Origin of the sequence: Stutzerimonas stutzeri (genome assembly GCF_024448985.1) — a bacterium.
Taxonomy (GTDB): domain Bacteria; phylum Pseudomonadota; class Gammaproteobacteria; order Pseudomonadales; family Pseudomonadaceae; genus Stutzerimonas; species Stutzerimonas stutzeri_AP.
In genome coordinates, this window is record NZ_JAMOII010000005.1 from 139,696 (window position 1) to 158,154 (window position 18,459).

Sequence of the window (18,459 nt, forward strand, 5' to 3'; positions counted from 1 at the left end):
GGGAAGCATCAGCGTAGCCGGAGTTCAGAGAATTTCTAACCCCTCACATTTGTAATCACCGATGAATATGTCGTCCTGCAAGACTTCACCGTCGAGGTTGAAGCAGAACAGGTAGCTTTCGGTGCGGTCGCCGATCTCCACGCTTTTGAGTCCGATGCATTCGTCGGGATGCCCCGGCAGGATCTTGAACGAAGAAATACCGCGTTCGGGATTGCAGTCGCCTACCTGCACGGTACGAATTTCGCTGAAGTCTTCGTTGGCAATAATCAGGGTATTGGCGCCGCATTCGCATTCGTCGATCGCCTGATCGAACGGCGAGGTGGAAATCTTGCGAGGGAAGAACAGCCATTCGCGGCGATAAGGATGCCATTCGACCGCCTCGTGAATGACGTAGCCCTCCGGCCCTACTCCGAGCGCATCGCGGATGCGCTGGTAGCGCTCAGCCCAGTCGACGCTGCGCACGCCATAGTTGCGGTCGAGCATTTTCACCCACTCTTCAGTCGGCCGTTTACCATGGCTGCCGACGACGAGTCGATCATTCCAAAGCGTCGCCCATTCACTCTTGAAACCTTTGAATGCCTCATCACCGCTGCCAGTCATCAGAATCTGCCGCGGCACCAGCTGGCGTTGATCACGGATCTCGCAGACAAGGCCAGTACGATCATCGAAGGTCACAAGGCGTTTGCCGAACATCACGAGCTCGGAAAACTCGGCGCCCCGCCCGCCTTCGGCGATCTGGCTGATCAGCCGATACTGACCGCCCTGATCCTCTGGTATGTCCTCGAAGCGATAACGAGGCCGGCCGGTATGAGGATCTACCTCGCGGTAGATTCGATCGTGACGCAGCGTGGACTGCCAGCCGGTTCCACCGTCGTCCAGTTCCACAAGAGAGGCATGGTCCTCATCGGTGATGATCGCCAGCAGGTACTCGCAGGTATCGCTGCCGTAGCGCTCAAGCCGCCGAGTATCGAAGTTCTTTTCGCTCATGAATACGCTCTATTGGCACGGGTGCGGGCACGGCGTGCGGACGGATCTGTCAGGTTGGGACAACGCGCACAGGGCAAGTTCCGGCAGAAACCTGACTGAAATCAGAGCCAGCATGCCTAGCGGGCCGCACCGCCGGGTTCAGGATAACCTCAGCGGCTGGTAGGAAACTTCCTTTGCGGCGCAGCTTTGTCAGCAGCTTCGTCTGTTTTATTGTCCAAGCCCCACAGCACGAGACAAACGGAACGGCATGGCTTTCCACCTTCTTATTCACCGGCAGGCTTCAGCTGGCATCGAACCCCTAACCGCACTTGTGCGGCGGGTCGATACCGCAGCCTTGCATAGGGCGCTCGCCGTTATTGGCAGCGTCGTACTGTTGAGCCTGGCCGGCTGCGGCAGCCAGCAGCCGGAAACACCTACCCAGCGTCCCGAGGCGATACGGGCGAAGATCGTTCGGTTGATGCCCGGCGACATTCCGGATCGCCAAGGCTGGGCCACCGACATCTACGCCGCATTCGATGCGCTGGAGATTCCGCCGAGCGATGAAAATCTCTGTGCAGTGCTCGCCGTCACCGTGCAGGAGTCCACTTTTCAGGCCACGCCTCCGGTGCCCGGCCTGGCCAAGATTTCGCGCGAAGAAATTTATCGCCGCGCCGCCCGCCTGCATGTTCCGCGCTTCGTAGTGAATGCTGCGCTGGATGTACGCTCGCCCAACGGAAAGACCTACAACGAGCGCCTGGATGCAGTGCGCACGGAAGAACAGCTAAGTGCAATCTTCGATGACTTCATTGGAATTGTGCCGCTTGGCAAAGAGTTGTTCGGCACGCTCAACCCGGTCAAGACCGGCGGGCCGATGCAGGTCAGCATCGCCTTCGCCGAAGCGCGCCGCAGGGAATATCCCTACGAGCGCAAGGGCTCGATCCGCGACGAAGTGTTCACGCGGCGTGGCGGCATGTACTTCGGGATCGCGCACCTGCTGGACTATCCCACCAGCTACACGCAGCCGCTCTATCGCTTCGCCGACTTCAATGCCGGCTGGTACGCCAGCCGCAACGCCGCGTTCCAGAATGCGGTGGCGCGGGCCAGCGGCATCAAGCTGGCCCTCGACGGTGACCTCATCATTCACGGCTCTAGCAAGGTTGGACAGACCGAGACGGCGGTGCGCTCACTGGCGGGCAAACTCGACATGAGCGAAACCGCGATACGCAACGCGCTGGAACGTGGCGATACCCACGGCTTCGAGAAAACTCGGCTCTACGAACGCGTGTTCGAGCTAGCGGAGAAGCGCGCAGGCAAACCGCTGCCACGAGCGGTGCTTCCGGGCATCCGTCTCGAGAGTCCGAAAATCACCCGCAACCTGACCACCGCCTGGTTTGCCAACCGGGTCAACGACCGGCACCTGGCCTGTATGAGGCGCGCGCGCAATTGAGGCATGCGAGCGCGACACATCGGATTGTCGTGGCCATGCTCAGCCCAGCAGCCCCATGCCGACCAGTACGAACGCGCCGACTGTGACGATCAGTCCCAGGATCACCAGTAATCCATCCCGCGTGGTGATACCGAGGCCGAACAGCGCGATCGCCGCGAATGGCGCCGTGCTGGCAAACGGCATCACCTCCAGCGGCGGAACCGAAGTAACGAGCAACACGCAAAGCACCGCGATCAGGCGCAGAAACCCCTTGCGCACAGCCCAACCGAGGCGTGCGCGGCTGATCTTGTCCAGCCATCGCACGACCCGGCGCACCTTGTTCAGGCCCTTGTCGAGCTTCGCGCCGCTAACCGTCCGCTTGGCGAGGAAAGCCGGCATCCAGAAATGGTCGCGCCCCATCAGCATCTGGATCGAGAACAGCGCAACGATCAGAGCCAGCACCGTCGGCAGGCCGGGTATCCCGCCGACCGGGCTGATTTCGATGATTGCCGGAACGAACAGAAAGGGCCCGAAGCTACGGCGCCCGAGGCTGTCCTGAATCTCGCTGATGGCGACGTTGTCCTGCTTCTTGCCAAGCTCGATGATCCCGTCGATCACCTGCTCCAGACCCGCCTGCCCGTTCTGCTTGGCCTCAGTCATAGAAGGTTCTCTGCGTTACGTGGATGTCACCGTAAGGTTTCATAAACCCTGTCGTTTTCAAAAGGCATTGGCTGTTAGGATATTTCCGCTCGTTGCCTTAGCGCCGAATTGTCCAGCGTAGCGGACGGTGTCTGGAAATCCGGACGGACCGTGAAATGGCCTGACGGGCTCTAGATCGGCCATCCGCGCATGGGGCGGCTCCCATCGATGTCTAGATTGCTGGAGTGCGCTCGTGGTGCGGGCATAGCAACACCTTGTTTTTTCTAAGATTTCTGTTCATGGCACAACATGCGCATGGCCCGATCCGCTGCGGGATGTTCCGTCCGCGCGATTCCTTACAAAAACAAGATGGAAGGAAAAGCTATGAAGATCCGAGGTTTGCTTGCGATCACCGCAGCGATCGCCCTGAATACCGCCGTAACGCCCGCACAGGCGGGCACCGTCACCTCCGCTTCGCTACCGGCCGGCAGTCATCCCGGTTCGCGGGAGCGCCAGTATCAGGTATATGTCCCTAGCGGGCTCTCAACACCAGCACCCATGGTGATGGCGCTCCACGGTTGCCGCCAGACCCAGGCCAATGCACTTGACGAGTGGGGTTTGAAGGCGGCGGCGGACCAGTATGGCTTCATTCTGGTGACGCCATTCATCACCAGCTACGACGGCCTGCGCAACCAGAACTGCTGGGGCTTCTGGTTCGACCAGCACCAGCATGAAGGTGCAGGCGAGCCGCAGGATCTGGTGAGAATCGCCCAGGCGGTCGAGGCGCAGCACAGCATCGACACCAACCGGCGATTCATCACCGGCCTGTCGTCTGGCGGCGCGATGGCGGTCGTGGCGGCGACGACGCATAACGAGTACTGGGCCGCTGCGGCGAGCGCCGCCGGTCTGCCGTATGGTGAAGATGCCGCATCGGTTTCGTTGTCCGGTCAGTGCCCCGGCTATGCGACGTTTCACAACGTTGATCAGGTCGCCAACGACATGCGGGCGGAGCTGAACGACACCTACGCGATCCCACTGATGGTTCTACAGAGCAATAGCGACTGCACCGTCATCCAGCCAGCCGGCCGCAACCTTCGCGACGCCCATCTGAAAGTATTCGGCGGTACCAGTCACGACACACCGGCCAAGGCCCAGCAGAGCCAGGCAGCCTGCAGCCCTTACCATCAGAACAATTACAACTGCCAGCACACCCGCTACGGGTCCGGGACCGGGCGGTCTATCGTCGAGACGGTGTTCTTCAACGGCCCGCAGAACACGGCCAACACCACCGATACCAACCACGGGCATTACTGGGTCGGCGGAACCAACGGCAGCGAAGGCCCTTGGGCGGTGCGCGCCGGCCCGAGTTATCCGGACATCATCTGGGACTTCTTCAGTCGCCACGCCCGTGATGGCGGCGGCGAGAACGGTACGCCGACGATTACCGTGCTGGGTGACAACCCGCTGAAAGTCGCACTGGGCCAGTCCTTCACCGATCCGGGCGCGACGGCCTCCGACCGCGAAGATGGCGACCTTACAGTTACCGCCGACTGCTCCAGCGTAGATACCAACACTGTTGGCGACTACAGCTGCACCTATGAAGTAACCGATTCGGATAGCAATACCGTCACCCGGACCCGCACTGTTTCGGTGTTCGACCCCAATGCACCGACCGCGACCTGCGAGGTTGCCAGTGCATCGCCCAACGCTCATATCAGCGCCGGCCGTGCCGTCGCCGGAGGTATTTCCAGCCTGCGTGCGCTGTCGCTGACCGACCGTCAGGACATCGGTGGCTCCTTCGATACCTGGACGTCAGTCAAGCTGTACCAGGGCGAGCCGGGCACGTGGTACGCCGCAGAATCGGAAGCCTGTCGTGCTGGCGAAGGCGGGAACGACGGCCACACTTGCCAAGACTGGTACACCACCAATCTTCAGCATTTATCAGCCGGCCGGGCCTACTACCAAATGGGGTATTACACCCAGGGTGGTGACGATGCGCTGGGTCAGATATCAGGCAGTAATGCCTGGGTTCGCGAATCCAGCCCGGGACTATACGAAGCGGGCCAGTGCCCGTAACGCCCCTCGCTGAAACTGGCTGGCCGCGTTGCTTTGGATGGTACGTGGCCAGCTTCTGCAAAAAGAGCACATTTTGAGCTTTTTATGCACAGCACCACGTCCTGCGTCACAACTTAGCGAATTAACTAAGGGGCATAAGCATATTCTGCGAATACATAACGCGATCGCTGCCAGTTAGTTCGAACTGCATTGACTCTATGAACTCTCGCCAGCCTTTTTAAATACGCAAAAAAAGCGGAGCCCGCTTAACGAGCTCCGCTTTACCGACTATTAGCTGATACCAATAATCAGGAGTTACGGCCACCGCCGTGGCTGTTCTGGCCGCCCTTCTTGCCTGCTTCGGAGGCTTTCTCGCGGTCGTTCGCGAAATTACCGCCGCTATTCTGGCCACCTTTCTGGCCGGCCTCGGACGCCTTCTCGCGGTCGTTTGCGAAATTGCCACCGCTGTTCTGGCCGCCTTTCTGGCCGGCTTCAGAAGCTCGCTGTGGATCGTTGGCAAAATTGCCGCCGCTGTTCTGACCACCCTTTTGACCGGCTTCGGAAGCCTTCTCGCGATCGTTTGCGAAGTTACCCGGATTACCGCTCTTATCATTCGACATGAGATTATCTCCAGTGTGAATAAACGCTATATAAACTGACGCCTGCAGTGCAGTCGCCTCCCTATCTCGGAGGGCGTAACAAGCTTAAGAGTTCGAAAACGATCACGACAAACGATGAACGGTTTAAATAAGCCAAACGAAACCAACCGGCGAGATGAACCTATGCAAATGACACTTTGTTAGTTGCATTTCAATAGCAACGAAACGGCAATACCAGAAGTGATCAGCCTTTGCCTGTATGCCTTCTCCTTTCCCCGCGTGGCATAGGCGTTTTTCGTACGGACCGTTCATCCGGTGGCCAAGAGGCCGATGACGCTGTCAACAAGCTGTAACCCGCCGCAAGCATCCTCAGCATCAATGGAAAGCCGCGACGGCTGGCGCAAGGACGCGACTTTTTTCAAGGACCACCAACCACTCGGATTGAGCTATTGGAGGCCGCATGAACAGCAAGACCCTGGAAAATCTGGTGAAGCAATCGGACCTGAGCGTCAATCAGCCGCTTGAGTTCTGGAAGCAACTGCCACGAGGCAAGAGCACCTGCCGCCCGAGCGCCGCAGCGCTGACCAGACGCGCCTCTCTGGATCTCGGCATGTGCGCGACGGGAAGATAGCTCTGCCGCATCCGCTGCCTTGCAGTTGCTCGGGCAGCGGGTGGCGCCGATTCAGCGGTGAGCCCACCGAGGTTCTCGTTTCTGTGTGAACGCCTGCATCCCTTCTTTCTGGTCCCCCGTGGAGAAGCTTGCGTGCAGCAGCCGGCGCTCGAATTTCACACCTTGGTTCAAGGTGGTTTCGAAGGTCTGGTTGACGGCTTCCTTGTTCAATTTCACGGCTACTTCCGAGTAGCCGGCAATCAGTGTCGCAATCTGCATGGCCTCTTCCAGCAGGGCGGCTGCCGGCACCACACGGCTGACTAGCCCACAGCGCTCGGCTTCTTCGGCACCCATGGTGCGGCCCGTCAGGCACAGGTCCATCGCCTTGGCCTTCCCTACCGCACGGGTCAGTCGCTGGGTCCCGCCGGCTCCTGGCAAAGTGCCCAGCTTGATTTCGGGCTGGCCGAAGCGCGCCGTTTCCGCCGCAATGATCAGGTCGCACATCATGGCCAACTCGCAGCCACCTCCGAGCGCCAGCCCGGCGACCGCTGCGATGACCGGCTTGCGGCAGCGCGTGACCTCCTCCCAGTTGGCTGTGACGAAATCTTCCAGGTAAGCCTCGGCGAACGTCTTGTGCTGCAGCTCGCTGATGTCTGCACCTGCGGCAAAGGCCTTTTCGTTACCTGTGATGACCATTGCTCGGATCTCGCTATTGCTTTCAAACCCGCGCAGCGCGGTACCCAGTTCGGTCATCAGTCGATCATTCAATGCGTTGTGTACTTGCGGACGATTCAATCGAATGAGCCCAACGGCACCGTGCCGTTCGGTCAGGATGTTGTTGTATTCCATGAGTATCTCCCGTTGTCCCGCTTCGCACGGGCTTGGCTGAGCGGTGAAGCGAGTCTAGCCACACCCAGGATAAAGACAACATGTTGACATAGTTGTTTATGCGATCTTATCTTCCCCCTCAGCGATCAGTAGTTCCTTTCGCCCACGACAAGAACGACGCTACCCAAAACAAGAGGTGGTTTATCCATGAATATCACCGCAACGGTGTCAGCCGAACGCCGCGCATCGATGCTCGGATCCGGCGCCTGGAATGACACGATCATTACGGATTATCTCGACCAAGCCGTAGCCAGCGCAGCCGACTCCCCCGCCGTCGTCGCCTATCGCGTGAGTCAAAATGAGCGCCGCGCGCTCAGCTATGGGGAGCTGAATCAAATCGTTACTCGCATGGCTGCCGGCCTGGCTTCGCTTGGCGTGAACAAGGGAGAAGTGGTGTCCTGCCAGCTTCCGAACTGGTGGCAGATGACCGCGCTGCACCTTGCCTGCGTGCGCATCGGCGCTGTGCTCAATCCGCTGATGCCGATCTTTCGCGAACGAGAGCTGCGCTTCATGCTCAGCTACGCCCAGAGCCGCGTGCTGGTAATCCCGCAGTCGTTCCGCAGCTTCGACTATGCGGCGATGGTGGACGGCCTGCGCGACGACCTTCCCGCGCTCGAGCATGTGCTGGTAATCGATAGCAACGATGAGGACCGCTGCTTCCAACGGGTTTTGCTGGATCGCGCCTGGGAAGAAGAACTCGATACCCAGGCGCTATTCGCCGAGCGACGGCCGCACGGCGATGATGTCGTGCAGCTGCTCTACACCTCTGGCACCACGGGCGAGCCGAAGGGCGTCCTGCATAGCAGCAATACGCTGTGGAGCAACATCCGCCCCTATGCCGATCGCCTGCATCTGAGCAACGCGGACATCGTCTTCATGGCCTCACCGATGGCCCATCAGACCGGCTTTCTGTACGGCCTGATGATGCCCATCTACCTGAACGGCGCATGCGTGCTGCAGGACGTATGGGATTCGGCTTATGCCGTCCAGGTCGCCAAGGCAGAGCGCCCGACCTTCACCATGGCCTCTACGCCTTTTCTGGCCGATCTGATTGAGATCGCACCTAAGCATCAGGACGAATTGGCTTCGCTGCGCATCTTCGTCTCCGCTGGCGCACCGATTCCGAGCGCACTGGTTGAACGAGCCGGCGCCGCCATCAATGCCCGGATCGTCTCCGCATGGGGCATGACCGAGAACGGCGCGGTGACCATGACGCACCCGGAAGACGAGCCGGAACGTGCCATCGGCACCGATGGCGTGGCGCTCCCTTACATGGAGGTGCGCGTCGTCGACGAGCGCGGCGAACCGGTGCCGCACGGCACGGAAGGCAATCTCCTGGTGCGGGGCGCCAGTCTGTTCATCGGCTATCTGAAACGCCCGGACCTTTACAACGTAGATGAGCACGGCTGGTTTCCCACCGGCGATCTTGCGCGCATGGACGCACATGGCTACATCCGCATCACCGGTCGTACCAAGGACGTCGTCATCCGAGGCGGCGAAAACGTGCCAGTGGTAGAGATCGAAAACCTCCTCTACAAGCACCCGGCCATTTCCGCCGTGGCGCTGGTCGGTTGTCCCGATGACCGTCTGGGCGAACGCCTTTGTGCCTACGTCACGCTGCATGAAGGCCATCAATCATTGAGCCTGCAGGACGTGGTCAGTTTTCTCCTCGAGCAAAAACTCACCCGCAACTACCTGCCCGAATACCTGGAAGTGCTCCCGGCATTGCCGCGCACACCTTCGGGAAAAATCCAGAAATTCAAACTGCGCGAACAGGCTAAGAACATCTGCCTTCCCTGCGGCAAAACCTGCCTGACCTGACACGCGTTTAACTGGAGTACGCACATGAAAGGCCTACGTGAAAAAACCGTGATCATCACCGGCGGCGGCGGCGGAATTGGCCGTGCCCTGTGCCTGCGTTTCGCCGCTGAGGGCAGCCGTGTCGCGGTGCTAGACCGCGACGCAGCGGCTGCTCAGACGACCGCCGAACTGATTGTCGAAGCGGCTGGCCAGGCCAAGGCCTACGCCGCCGACATCACCGATTACGCCGCCATCGTCGAGACGGTGAACCGTGTGGAAAGCGAGCTGGGTGTGCCGACCATATTGATCAACAACGCCGGCTTCGACCGTTTCATGCCCTTCCTCAAGACCGAACCCGGTTCATGGCAGCAACTGATCGACGTCAACCTGACCGGCGCGCTCAACATGCACCACGTGGTGCTACCGAAGATGCTCGAAGCCGGCGGCGGCAAGGTCATCAACATCGCCTCCGATGCCGCCCGTGTCGGCTCCTCCGGCGAGGCTGTCTACGCCGCCTGCAAGGCCGGTCTGATCGGCCTGTCGAAGACTCTTGCCCGCGAGCTGGCAAGCAAGAATATCAATCTCAACGTGGTCTGCCCCGGCCCCACCGACACGGCGCTCCTGAAAAGCGTGGCAGCAACTTCAAACAACCCGGAAAAACTGCTTGAAGCCTTCAAGAACGCCGTACCCAAGCGTCGCCTCGGCCAGCCAGAAGACTATCCAGGCATCGTCTGTCTGCTTGCCAGTGACGATGCCGATTTCATCACCGGACAGGTCATTTCCGTGTCCGGCGGATTGACCATGGCCGGCTAAACAGGAGACTCATCATGAATTACGAAGACATTCTCTACACCGAAAACGACGGCGTCGCGACCATCACGATCAATCGCCCAGACCGCTACAACGCCTTTCGCGGTCAGACGTGCATGGAGTTGATCGACGCCTTCAACCGTGCGGGTTGGAACAAGTCCGTTGGCGTCATCGTCTTCACAGGCGCTGGCGACAAGGCGTTCTGCACCGGTGGCGACCAGAGCGCTCATGCGGGCCAGTACGACGGCCGCGGGCTGATAGGCCTGCCGGTCGAGGAATTACAGCGCCTGATTCGTGAAGTGCCCAAGCCTGTCATCGCGCGGGTCAACGGCTTCGCCATTGGTGGTGGACATGTGTTGCACGTGATCTGCGATCTCAGCATTGCCTCGGATCAGGCTATTTTTGGCCAGGTCGGGCCCAAGGTCGGCTCAGTCGATCCAGGATTCGGCACCGCCTATCTGGCGCGCGTCGTCGGTGAAAAGCGCGCGCGAGAGATCTGGTATCTGTGCCGCAAATACAGCGCTCAGCAGGCGCTGGGATGGGGGCTGGTGAATGCCGTGGTGCCGCACAAAGAGCTTGATGCCGAAGTGCAGAAATGGTGCGACGAGATCCTCGAGAAGAGCCCCACCGCTCTCTCCATCGCCAAGCGCTCGTTCAATGCTGATAGTGAAAACATCGCCGGTATCGGCGGGCTCGGCATGCAGGCGCTGAGTCTGTATTACGACACCGACGAGGCAAAGGAAGGTACCGCCGCGTTCAAGGAAAAGCGCAAGCCGGACTTCCGTAAGTTCTACAAGTAACGCGGTGCGCCCCAGCATCGCGCCGGGGCAGCTAACTGACAGAACGGCAGCCCCGGAGATCACCATGAATTTCGCCTTCAACGAACAACAGAACGCCATCCGCGAAAGCGTCGCTCGCTTCAGCGCCGAGGTGCTTGCTCCCGGCTATCGCAAACGCGACCAGGCTGGCGTCATCGGGCGTGAAGTCATCCAGCAGATGGGCGACATGGGTCTTCTCGGCGGCGAGCTGCCGGAGCAGTACGGCGGCAGCGGGCTGGACTGCGTGACCGCAGGAATCATCGTCGAAGAAGTTTCCCGTGGCGACTTCAATGTCGGCTATATCCCGCTGCTGGCCTCGCTCAACGGCCAAATCATCAGCCAGCACGCCAGCCCCGAGCTGGCGGGCGAATGGCTGACCGAAATCACTGCCGGGCGCAGGATCGTCTGCATTGCGCTGACCGAACCCAGCGGTGGCTCCGACGCGGCAAGCTTGCGCATGAAAGCCGAAAACAGGGGCGACACCTATATCCTGAACGGCGAAAAAACCTCCATTTCCATGGCCGACCAGGCGGACGTCGCAGTGGTTTTCGCCCGCACCGGCAGCCAGGAGTCACGTGCCAACGGTATCAGCGCCTTTCTCGTGCCGATGAATCTCCCTGGCGTGAGCACCACCCGCTTCGAAGATGCTGGCCAGCGCGCTATCGGACGTGGCTCGATCTTCTTCGACAACGTCGAAGTGCCCGCCGGCCATCGGCTGGGTGACGAGGGCAAAGGTTTCAAGCAGGTCATGCAGGGTTTCGACTACAGCCGAGCTTTGATTGGCCTGCAATGCCTCGCAGTGGCTCAGCAATCGCTGGACGAAACCTGGCAGTGGCTCACCGAGAGACAGGCGTTCGGCCAGCAATTGGGAGCGTTTCAGGGACTGACTCACCCGCTCGCCGAGTACCAGACCTACGTGCAAGCGGCTCGCCTGCAATGTTTCTACGCGTTATGGCTGAAGGACTCCGGCCAACGGCACAATGCGGAAGCCGCAATGAACAAATGGTGGGCACCGAAGCTGGCTTTCGATGTGGTCAAACAGTGCATGCTCGCCCACGGCCACACCGGATGGGGCGAGGATCTGCCCTTCGCTCAGCGCATGCGTGACGTGCTGGGGCTACAGATTGGTGACGGCACGGCGCAGATCATGAAAAATATCATCGCCCGCGAATACTTGCCCCGATAACCCCGCCTCATGCCGAAATGCGCATTGCCGCGTTCTTCCATGGGTCGCAAGGAAACGAAATGACCGCGATTGAAACCAAGAGCATTCCCAACCGGCTTTTCTTCCGGTTGTTTCAAACCGGCAACGTGTTGCAGCGACAGGTGCAGAAAGAGATGGGCATTAGCACCGTGCAATGGGCCGTGTTAGGGGCTTTGTCGCGACCAGGTTACGAAGACGGCATCTCATTCAACCAGCTCACCGAGTATCTAGTGGTCAGCCGTCAGAGCCTGGATGGAGTGCTCAAGCGCATGGAGCGCGATCAACATGTGCAACGCGTGCCACATCCGGACGATGGACGCGCACGACTGGTCAGGCTGACGGCCCAAGGCCGGACCTATTGGGATGCACTACAGGTACGCATCCAGGAGTTCTATGAGCAGGGGTTGAAGGGCTTCAGCTTCGATGACAGCGTCAACTTTTTGCACTACATGAGTAAGCTGCAAGCCGATCTCGGAGCCATCGCCCTGGGGCAGCTTGAACACGACGCTGTATCGACGGCATCCGCCAGCGAGCCGTGAGAAGCCGGCACTAGCTGACCTCTGCCCTGCGCTCCTGCTTCAGCAATAGCCATACGATCCCCAGGCTGGCGACTGCCACGGCAGCTGCACCGAGAAAGATGCTCTGCATACCGATGTAAATTGCCAACGCCCCCATGATCGCGCCGGACAACCCCAGCGCCAGATCGAAGAACATGGCGAACACACTGAGCCCCGAACTACGGTTAGCGACCCCAACACGCGACACCACACCTACGCCCAACGCCGGATAGAGCAAAGACAGGCCACACCCGGTCAGCGCCGACCCGGCGAGTGCAACGCCCGGCGCCTCGGCGAGCCAAAGCATGACCAGGCCAAGAATCTCTACGGCTAAACAGATCACCGCGACGGAATAGCCGCCCACTCGGTTGATCAGATTGGGAAATAGCAGCCGTGTCCCGATGAAGGCGAAGGCGAAGGCCGTCAAGCACCAGGCGGCCCCATCCCAGCCACGCGCGTTGTAATACAGCGCAATGAAAGCCGTTAACGTCCCGTAGCCGATGGTGGCCAACGCCAGACTGATGCCAGGCGGCGCGACCTTCCACAACACCTTGCCAAACGGTAGCCGCACCCCCGGATTGAGCGGCGCATCGTCCCGTCGCCAGGCCAGCGCCAAGCCGAGCGCAGCCAACAGCATGGTCACCGCCCCCAGACTCCACAGCCCCAGCGATTGAGCAAGAAACACACCCAGCGGCGCACCGATACCGACGCCGCCATAAGCGGCAATGCCGTTCCAGGAAATCATGCGTGCCGTGCTTTGCGGTCCGAGACGGGTGATGCCCCAGCTGATCGCGGAAATGCCGATCAGACTTTGCGTGAAGCCCAGGACCAGCCGGCTCATGACCATCACGCCGATACCCACCACCGGCCAGGATTCGAGCAACGCCGAAATAAGCAGCAGCACACCACTTACAAGCCCGGACGCCATCCCGATCAGCACGGTTTTCTTCGCGCCTCGCTCATCCGCAAGGCGTCCAGCCAAGGGACGGCAGAGCAAAGTAGTGAGGTACTGAGCACCGATGACGATGCCCGCGACGGCAGTGCTAAAGCCTAGGTTTTCGTGGATATAGGCCGGCAGCGATGCGAGTGGGATGCCGATCGAAATGAAGGAAATGAAGTTGAAGACGACCAGCGACAGGATGAAAAACGTGTCGTTGGCGGGTGATTTCTCAGCTGGCATCGATTCGCCTGTCGAGGTGATGAAACACGAGTTGGGTGACAAAGCCGGATGAGTGAGTGCTATCCAGACAGTGGCACGGAAGACTCAGTCACAGAAAAGCGAACTCATCATACAACCGTTGCGCGCTGGTGTGACACCAGCGCGTCAGGCAGACTTCACGCTCGCTGCAACCCTCGGTCGGCGCCATTGCGGCAATCCAATCAGCACGACGGCACTTACGATGACCGTCATCGCCAACCACTCTTCTGCACCGATCCGCTCGCCGGCAAAGGTGATGCCCAGCAGTACCGCAACCACCGGATTGACATAGGCGTAGCTGGTAGCTGCGGCGGGTCGTACATGCTTGAGCAGGTAGAGATAAGCGCTGAACGCGACGATGGAGCCAAACAGCGTCAGATAGGCAAGCGCAAGCCAGCCGGATAAATCAGGTGCCTGCTGCATGCGCTCACCGCTCGCGGCGCTGCCGAGAAGCAATACCACTCCGCCGACAAGCATCTGCGCAGCGCTCGCCATCGCACCGCCCGGCAGGCTGAGATGCCGACTCCACATCGAGCCGAACGCCCAGCTTGCCGCCGCGATCAGTACCAGCATCGCCCCCAAGGGACTGGCTTGAAGGTTATGACCGAGATTGAGCAGGCCGATCCCAATCAGCCCGAGCAGGATGCCACCCCACTCCAGTCCAGTGGTGCGCTGGCCCCAGATCAACCCGAACAACAACGCAAATAGTGGCACCGTTGCAATCGCAAGCGCAGCCACTGCCGAGGCTACGCCCAGATGCTCGGCAATGGTCACACCACCGTTGCCACAGCTGAGCAGTAGGAAACCGACGATGGCGCATGACCGCCACTCTTTGCCGGTCGGCACAGGCACACCACGCCACCGCAGCCAGGCAAACATAAGCCCACCAGCAATGACGAAACGCAGCCCGGCGAGAAGCATAGGCGGCCAAGATTGCACACCTATCTTGATCACGAAATAGGTAGAGCCCCAAACCAGATAGAGCGCGATGAACGCACCCACGAGCAGCAACGATGAGCGATGCGAAGGCATGAGAAAGACCGTGGTGCGGGCATTTGAGCAGCCATTCTAGATAGCCGCAGCGAGGACAATAAGCACAGTGAGCGTTTTGTTTAGCGGTGCAGTTTCCCGGTCGCGCCTCGGCCATCTGGTCGAGCCGAAGGGATCACCGATATTGTGGCCCGGCTTGGCGAGTGAGTACGCTCCGGTCTGGCCATATAGACACGGTCTTCCAGGCCGGCACTGAACTCACGGACAGATCGGCTCCTTGTTAAAGCACAGTCGTACAGTGACCGGCGCGCGCGACGTTACCGGCTTTTCAAGAATTGGATAGGATGAAGCGAGACGTGACGCGCCGTCGTTGCGGCCTAGCATTGGAAGCCAATCACCTGCCGCTCGTTGCTGAAGCTCAAAAGGCTCGGCGAGCAGTTGGGACGAACACAGTGATGGCAATACCGGAGGATCTGCGATTTTGCTATGAGCGAGCACCATAATTATCGCGATGGTTGCCCGAGATGAGCGGCGCAGGAGCGAGAAGCCAGCGTGCTGCTTGAATCACCGCTCAAGGCTCAGGACCAAAGGACGGTGATGAGCAAATACCCGTCTGACAAAACCGAAAAGGCCGTTCCACTAGAGTGAACGGCCTTTCGGTACTACCGGGTTTCTTCGAAATCAGCTACGAATTAACGAACCTGTGCTTCGACTTCGGCTTCTACACGGCGGTTGATCTGACGACCTTCTTCGGTGCTGTTATCGGCAACCGGACGAGTCTCACCATAACCAACCGAGTCAACACGCTGGCTCTCTACACCGTATTGATTGACCAGGACCTCGCGAACAGCCTGAGCACGACGCTCGGACAGACGCTGGTTGTACTGATCGGTACCGACGGAGTCAGTGTGACCTTCAACGGTCGTGCTGGTCTGCGGGTACTGCTGCATGAAGTCAGCCAGGTTCTTGATATCGCTGTAGCTTTCTTCGCGCACACGGGCCCGGTCAAAATCGAACTTGACGTCGAGCTCAACGCGAACCAGCTCTGGTTCCGGCTCTGGCTCGTTGTCGACGATCGGAGCCGGTGCGGGCTCAGGAGTAGGCTCGACTTGGGCAACCTGTTGCTGCGCACCGCCACCAAAGTTCAGACCAACACCTACGCCGGCCATCCACTCACCTTCGTCAGCATCGATGTTGTACATCCCATCTACGCTTGCCTTGGCAAAGAAGTTTTCAGTGAAGTAGTACTTAACACCGGTACCGATATTGGCGAAAGTGCTGCGATCACGACCGCCACGGTTGGCTTGGCCGATGCTCTGATGCGCGGCGCCTGCCGAAACGTAAGGACGCAGGCCGACACCCGGCTGGCCGAAGTGGTAAGCAGCATCGAGAGAAGTCAGGCTACCCTTGATGTTCTTGTGACCGCCCGCACCCACAGGATCCTTGGACGTCAGGTCATGGTATTCACCATAGGACAGGCCAAGCGAAACATCGTCGGTCAGGAAGTAGCTGACACCTGCTCCGTACAGCTCGCCGTCACGCTGAACGTCGCGCGAGCTATCGGTAAAATAATGTTTGCCGAATGCTTCTACCTCTACTGCACCCTGCCCTTGGGCAAACGCGCTAAGAGAAGTGGCTGCGACCATAGAGCTAATTACAACGCCCAAGGTGTTTTTAAGTTTCATCCGTAAATCCCCATCTGGTGGTGAGTATCAGAACAATCTAAGGAAACCGGCTGTCTCTAGGCCCAAGCTGTTCGCTACTCACTAAGACAGCCTGTTGCCGTTAAGTTTCAGCAATTCCCGAAAATTTTTCGCGCAGTTTATCCAATGCGCGCTTGTAACGCATCTTCGTTGCGCTTAAACCCATATGCATGATGTCGGCGATCTCTTGAAACTCGAGTTCCGCCACGAAGCGCAGAACCAGAATCTCCCGATCAATTTGGTTCACATGAACCAGCCACTTGTCTAGCCCCGCCTTTTCCTCGATATTCGGCGCCTTTTCCTCAGACGCCTCTTCGACCGGATCGAGGCTTAGCGCATCAAGTAAGCGCCGCTTGCGCCTCTCTTTTCGATACTGCGTAATGCACTCGTTATAGGTAATGCTATATAGCCAGGTCTTGAACTTTGACTTGCCCTCGAAGTTCTTCAAGCCGTACAAAACCTTGAGCATTACTTCCTGACAAACATCATCCGCGTCTCGGTCGTTTCCCAAGTAACGAGCACATACATTGAACAGCGTGCGTTGATAGCGCCGCATCAGCTCTTCGTAGGCGCGCGTTATATGGAACAGTTCCGCATGGGCACGCTGCACCAGCTCTTCATCGGAAAGCTGGCGCGGATCGTAGCTCGTGGTAGATGGGTGGGTTTTAGTCAAGACGCTTCGAACCGGCAAAAGTCGTGGCCGCCGTTCACGGTAGACATCGAAAAGGGGCGGCGCACTTTACCAGATTACCGGGCCTAACGGCTGCTTACGCGCTGTTCTAGCAGCACTCTATTTGCGACCGAGACCAACTCACCTTCATCGGTGAGCAGTAATGTCTTGGCTGTGCCGATTTCTTCTATTTCGCCTTCAAGCTGCGACCCTTCAAGACGCACCCGCTGGCCGACTTCGTAGAGTTCGCGTACATAAATGCCGGCAAGGATCTGGCTGACCAGCTCACGGCTACCGAGACCCAGCGCCAGCGCGGCAGCCAAACCAACGGAGATCAGAGCAATCGCGATTACATAATTGAGCAGCTCGGTTTTGACTTCAAGCTGACCAATTGCGACCGAAATGATGATGATGATCACCAGTCCCTGAGCGATCCGCGCGAGACCGCTGGCATACTCGAGACCAACACCCTCTGCAGCGCCACGAACCAGGCCATTGACCAACTGGGCCAGTAGCACACCGACAAGGAGGATCACTCCTGCGCCGAAGACCTTCGGGACGTACAGCGCGAGCATATCGAGTGTCGCGGAAACACGAGCGAGGCCCAGAGATTCGGCAGCCGACACCAGGAATATCAACAGCACGAACCAATAAACAATCTTTCCGATCAGGGCCGATATCGGCAGGCGTATCCCGGCACGCCCGAGCAACTTGGTTACTCCGGTGCCAGCAACGAGTCGATCCACACCCACTTTCGCCAGAACCTTGGATAGCAAGGTGTCCAACAACTTGGCAACCACAAAACCGACAGCTACGACCAATAACGCACCAAACAAACGCGGTATGAATGCAGCAATAGGAGCCCAAAGCGCGCTCATCGCACCCAGCAAGCTCTGGCTCCAGGGATCGAGTTCCATGATCAGTCAGCCCTATCGAAAGAAGAATGAGACGAAGAACGGCGACGCGCGACAGTCGAGGCGTGTGGTGCACCGCTGCTGAAAGCAATCAGCACGGCCTGCAGACAATGGCCCATCAGACCGAACAGGTCGCCGGCGCCAACCTGGCGGTTGGCGGTTTTCAACACGCGATCCAGACAAGCGTCGTCATCATGTGCGGTCTGAGCGTTAAGCATGTCACGCAAGGATTCTTCAAAAGGATCGCGCATGGTTACCTCTCTACAGTCCGATCTAGACGGCATATCGCTATGGCGGGTCACATTTGTCGCGCATCCCGCCGCAACCCCATATGGACATTCGGAATTCCTACCGCACCAATGTCAAAAAGCCGGTGAGGACGCATAGCCTGATGCTCTGTCGCGCATGGGAAGAAGATGGAGCACTCACACAGGTGTTTCGTCTTCCCAGAAACGCTGAAGGCCCCAGAAATGGGGCCTTCACGTTAGATATGGCGGAGGAGGTGAGATTCGAACTCACGGAAGAGTTTCCCCTTCGACGGTTTTCAAGACCGTTGCATTCAACCGCTCTGCCACTCCTCCGCAGAGAGCGGGCGCAATAGTACCGGAACGA

General features: G+C 59.0%; 18 protein-coding genes and 1 tRNA gene. 8 read left to right on the forward strand and 11 right to left on the reverse strand.

Features of this window, described 5'->3' with window-relative positions; all coding sequences use genetic code 11:
* Window positions 1-24 precede the first annotated feature (24 nt).
* Complete coding sequence (locus tag NA647_RS09200) at window positions 25-987, reverse strand: hypothetical protein (protein ID WP_256049391.1); 963 nt, start codon at window positions 985-987, stop codon at window positions 25-27.
* A gap of 247 nt (window positions 988-1,234) precedes the next feature.
* Here NA647_RS09200 and NA647_RS09205 point away from each other — a divergent pair, with 247 nt between their 5' ends.
* Window positions 1,235-2,413 (forward strand): DUF1615 domain-containing protein, encoded by a 1,179-nt coding sequence (locus tag NA647_RS09205; protein WP_256049392.1) that lies wholly within the window; start codon window positions 1,235-1,237, stop codon window positions 2,411-2,413.
* 39 nt (window positions 2,414-2,452) lie between these two features.
* Here NA647_RS09205 and NA647_RS09210 read toward each other — a convergent pair whose 3' ends face one another.
* Window positions 2,453-3,052, reverse strand: coding sequence for an exopolysaccharide biosynthesis protein (locus tag NA647_RS09210; protein ID WP_256057413.1), 600 nt, complete (start codon window positions 3,050-3,052; stop codon window positions 2,453-2,455).
* Between the two features lie 363 nt (window positions 3,053-3,415).
* Here NA647_RS09210 and NA647_RS09215 point away from each other — a divergent pair, with 363 nt between their 5' ends.
* A complete protein-coding gene (locus NA647_RS09215; protein ID WP_256057414.1) occupies window positions 3,416-5,107 on the forward strand; it encodes an extracellular catalytic domain type 1 short-chain-length polyhydroxyalkanoate depolymerase in 1,692 nt (563 codons plus the stop codon).
* A gap of 287 nt (window positions 5,108-5,394) precedes the next feature.
* On the opposite strand, the gene NA647_RS19600 is transcribed toward NA647_RS09215, so the two are convergent.
* Complete coding sequence (locus NA647_RS19600; protein WP_272889622.1) at window positions 5,395-5,706, reverse strand: general stress protein; 312 nt, start codon at window positions 5,704-5,706, stop codon at window positions 5,395-5,397.
* 439 nt (window positions 5,707-6,145) lie between these two features.
* Here NA647_RS19600 and NA647_RS09230 point away from each other — a divergent pair, with 439 nt between their 5' ends.
* Complete coding sequence (locus NA647_RS09230; RefSeq protein ID WP_256057415.1) at window positions 6,146-6,316, forward strand: hypothetical protein; 171 nt, start codon at window positions 6,146-6,148, stop codon at window positions 6,314-6,316.
* A 51-nt stretch (window positions 6,317-6,367) separates the two neighbouring features.
* Here NA647_RS09230 and NA647_RS09235 read toward each other — a convergent pair whose 3' ends face one another.
* Window positions 6,368-7,144, reverse strand: coding sequence for an enoyl-CoA hydratase (locus NA647_RS09235; RefSeq protein ID WP_256057416.1), 777 nt, complete (start codon window positions 7,142-7,144; stop codon window positions 6,368-6,370).
* A gap of 186 nt (window positions 7,145-7,330) precedes the next feature.
* Here NA647_RS09235 and NA647_RS09240 point away from each other — a divergent pair, with 186 nt between their 5' ends.
* The 5 genes from NA647_RS09240 (at window position 7,331) to NA647_RS09260 (ending at window position 12,354) form a co-directional block, all read left to right on the forward strand.
* The gene (locus NA647_RS09240; RefSeq protein WP_256057417.1) at window positions 7,331-9,004 is read left to right on the forward strand and encodes an AMP-binding protein; all 1,674 of its coding nucleotides are present in this window, start codon (window positions 7,331-7,333) and stop codon (window positions 9,002-9,004) included.
* A 24-nt stretch (window positions 9,005-9,028) separates the two neighbouring features.
* Entirely contained in the window at window positions 9,029-9,796 is a 768-nt protein-coding gene (locus NA647_RS09245) for an SDR family NAD(P)-dependent oxidoreductase (RefSeq protein ID WP_256057418.1), read from the forward strand.
* 14 nt (window positions 9,797-9,810) lie between these two features.
* The gene (gene badI, locus NA647_RS09250; RefSeq protein WP_256057419.1) at window positions 9,811-10,593 is read left to right on the forward strand and encodes a 2-ketocyclohexanecarboxyl-CoA hydrolase; all 783 of its coding nucleotides are present in this window, start codon (window positions 9,811-9,813) and stop codon (window positions 10,591-10,593) included.
* A gap of 64 nt (window positions 10,594-10,657) precedes the next feature.
* Window positions 10,658-11,797 carry a cyclohexanecarboxyl-CoA dehydrogenase gene (gene aliB / locus NA647_RS09255; RefSeq protein ID WP_256057420.1) on the forward strand — a complete coding sequence of 380 codons (1,140 nt, stop codon included), beginning with the start codon at window positions 10,658-10,660 and terminating at the stop codon, window positions 11,795-11,797.
* Window positions 11,798-11,856: 59 nt separating this feature from the next.
* Window positions 11,857-12,354 (forward strand): MarR family winged helix-turn-helix transcriptional regulator, encoded by a 498-nt coding sequence (locus tag NA647_RS09260; RefSeq protein ID WP_256057421.1) that lies wholly within the window; start codon window positions 11,857-11,859, stop codon window positions 12,352-12,354.
* 10 nt (window positions 12,355-12,364) lie between these two features.
* Here NA647_RS09260 and NA647_RS09265 read toward each other — a convergent pair whose 3' ends face one another.
* The 7 genes from NA647_RS09265 to NA647_RS09295 all read right to left on the reverse strand — a co-directional run bounded on the left by NA647_RS09265 (window position 12,365) and on the right by NA647_RS09295 (window position 18,428).
* Window positions 12,365-13,552, reverse strand: a complete 1,188-nt coding sequence (locus NA647_RS09265; RefSeq protein WP_256057422.1) for an MFS transporter — start codon at window positions 13,550-13,552, stop codon at window positions 12,365-12,367.
* A 144-nt stretch (window positions 13,553-13,696) separates the two neighbouring features.
* On the reverse strand, window positions 13,697-14,602 hold the full coding sequence (gene yedA / locus NA647_RS09270; protein ID WP_256057423.1) for a drug/metabolite exporter YedA: 906 nt from the start codon (window positions 14,600-14,602) through the stop codon (window positions 13,697-13,699).
* A gap of 650 nt (window positions 14,603-15,252) precedes the next feature.
* Window positions 15,253-16,245, reverse strand: coding sequence for an OmpA family protein (locus NA647_RS09275; protein ID WP_256057424.1), 993 nt, complete (start codon window positions 16,243-16,245; stop codon window positions 15,253-15,255).
* 100 nt (window positions 16,246-16,345) lie between these two features.
* Window positions 16,346-16,936, reverse strand: a complete 591-nt coding sequence (gene sigX, locus NA647_RS09280) for an RNA polymerase sigma factor SigX (protein ID WP_256057425.1) — start codon at window positions 16,934-16,936, stop codon at window positions 16,346-16,348.
* Window positions 16,937-17,019: 83 nt separating this feature from the next.
* The gene (locus NA647_RS09285) at window positions 17,020-17,850 is read right to left on the reverse strand and encodes a mechanosensitive ion channel family protein (RefSeq protein WP_256049406.1); all 831 of its coding nucleotides are present in this window, start codon (window positions 17,848-17,850) and stop codon (window positions 17,020-17,022) included.
* Between the two features lie 2 nt (window positions 17,851-17,852).
* Window positions 17,853-18,098: a CrfX protein gene (locus NA647_RS09290; protein ID WP_256049407.1), complete on the reverse strand. Its 246-nt coding sequence runs from the start codon at window positions 18,096-18,098 to the stop codon at window positions 17,853-17,855.
* 240 nt (window positions 18,099-18,338) lie between these two features.
* Window positions 18,339-18,428, reverse strand: a tRNA-Ser gene (locus NA647_RS09295).
* Window positions 18,429-18,459: the final 31 nt, after the last annotated feature.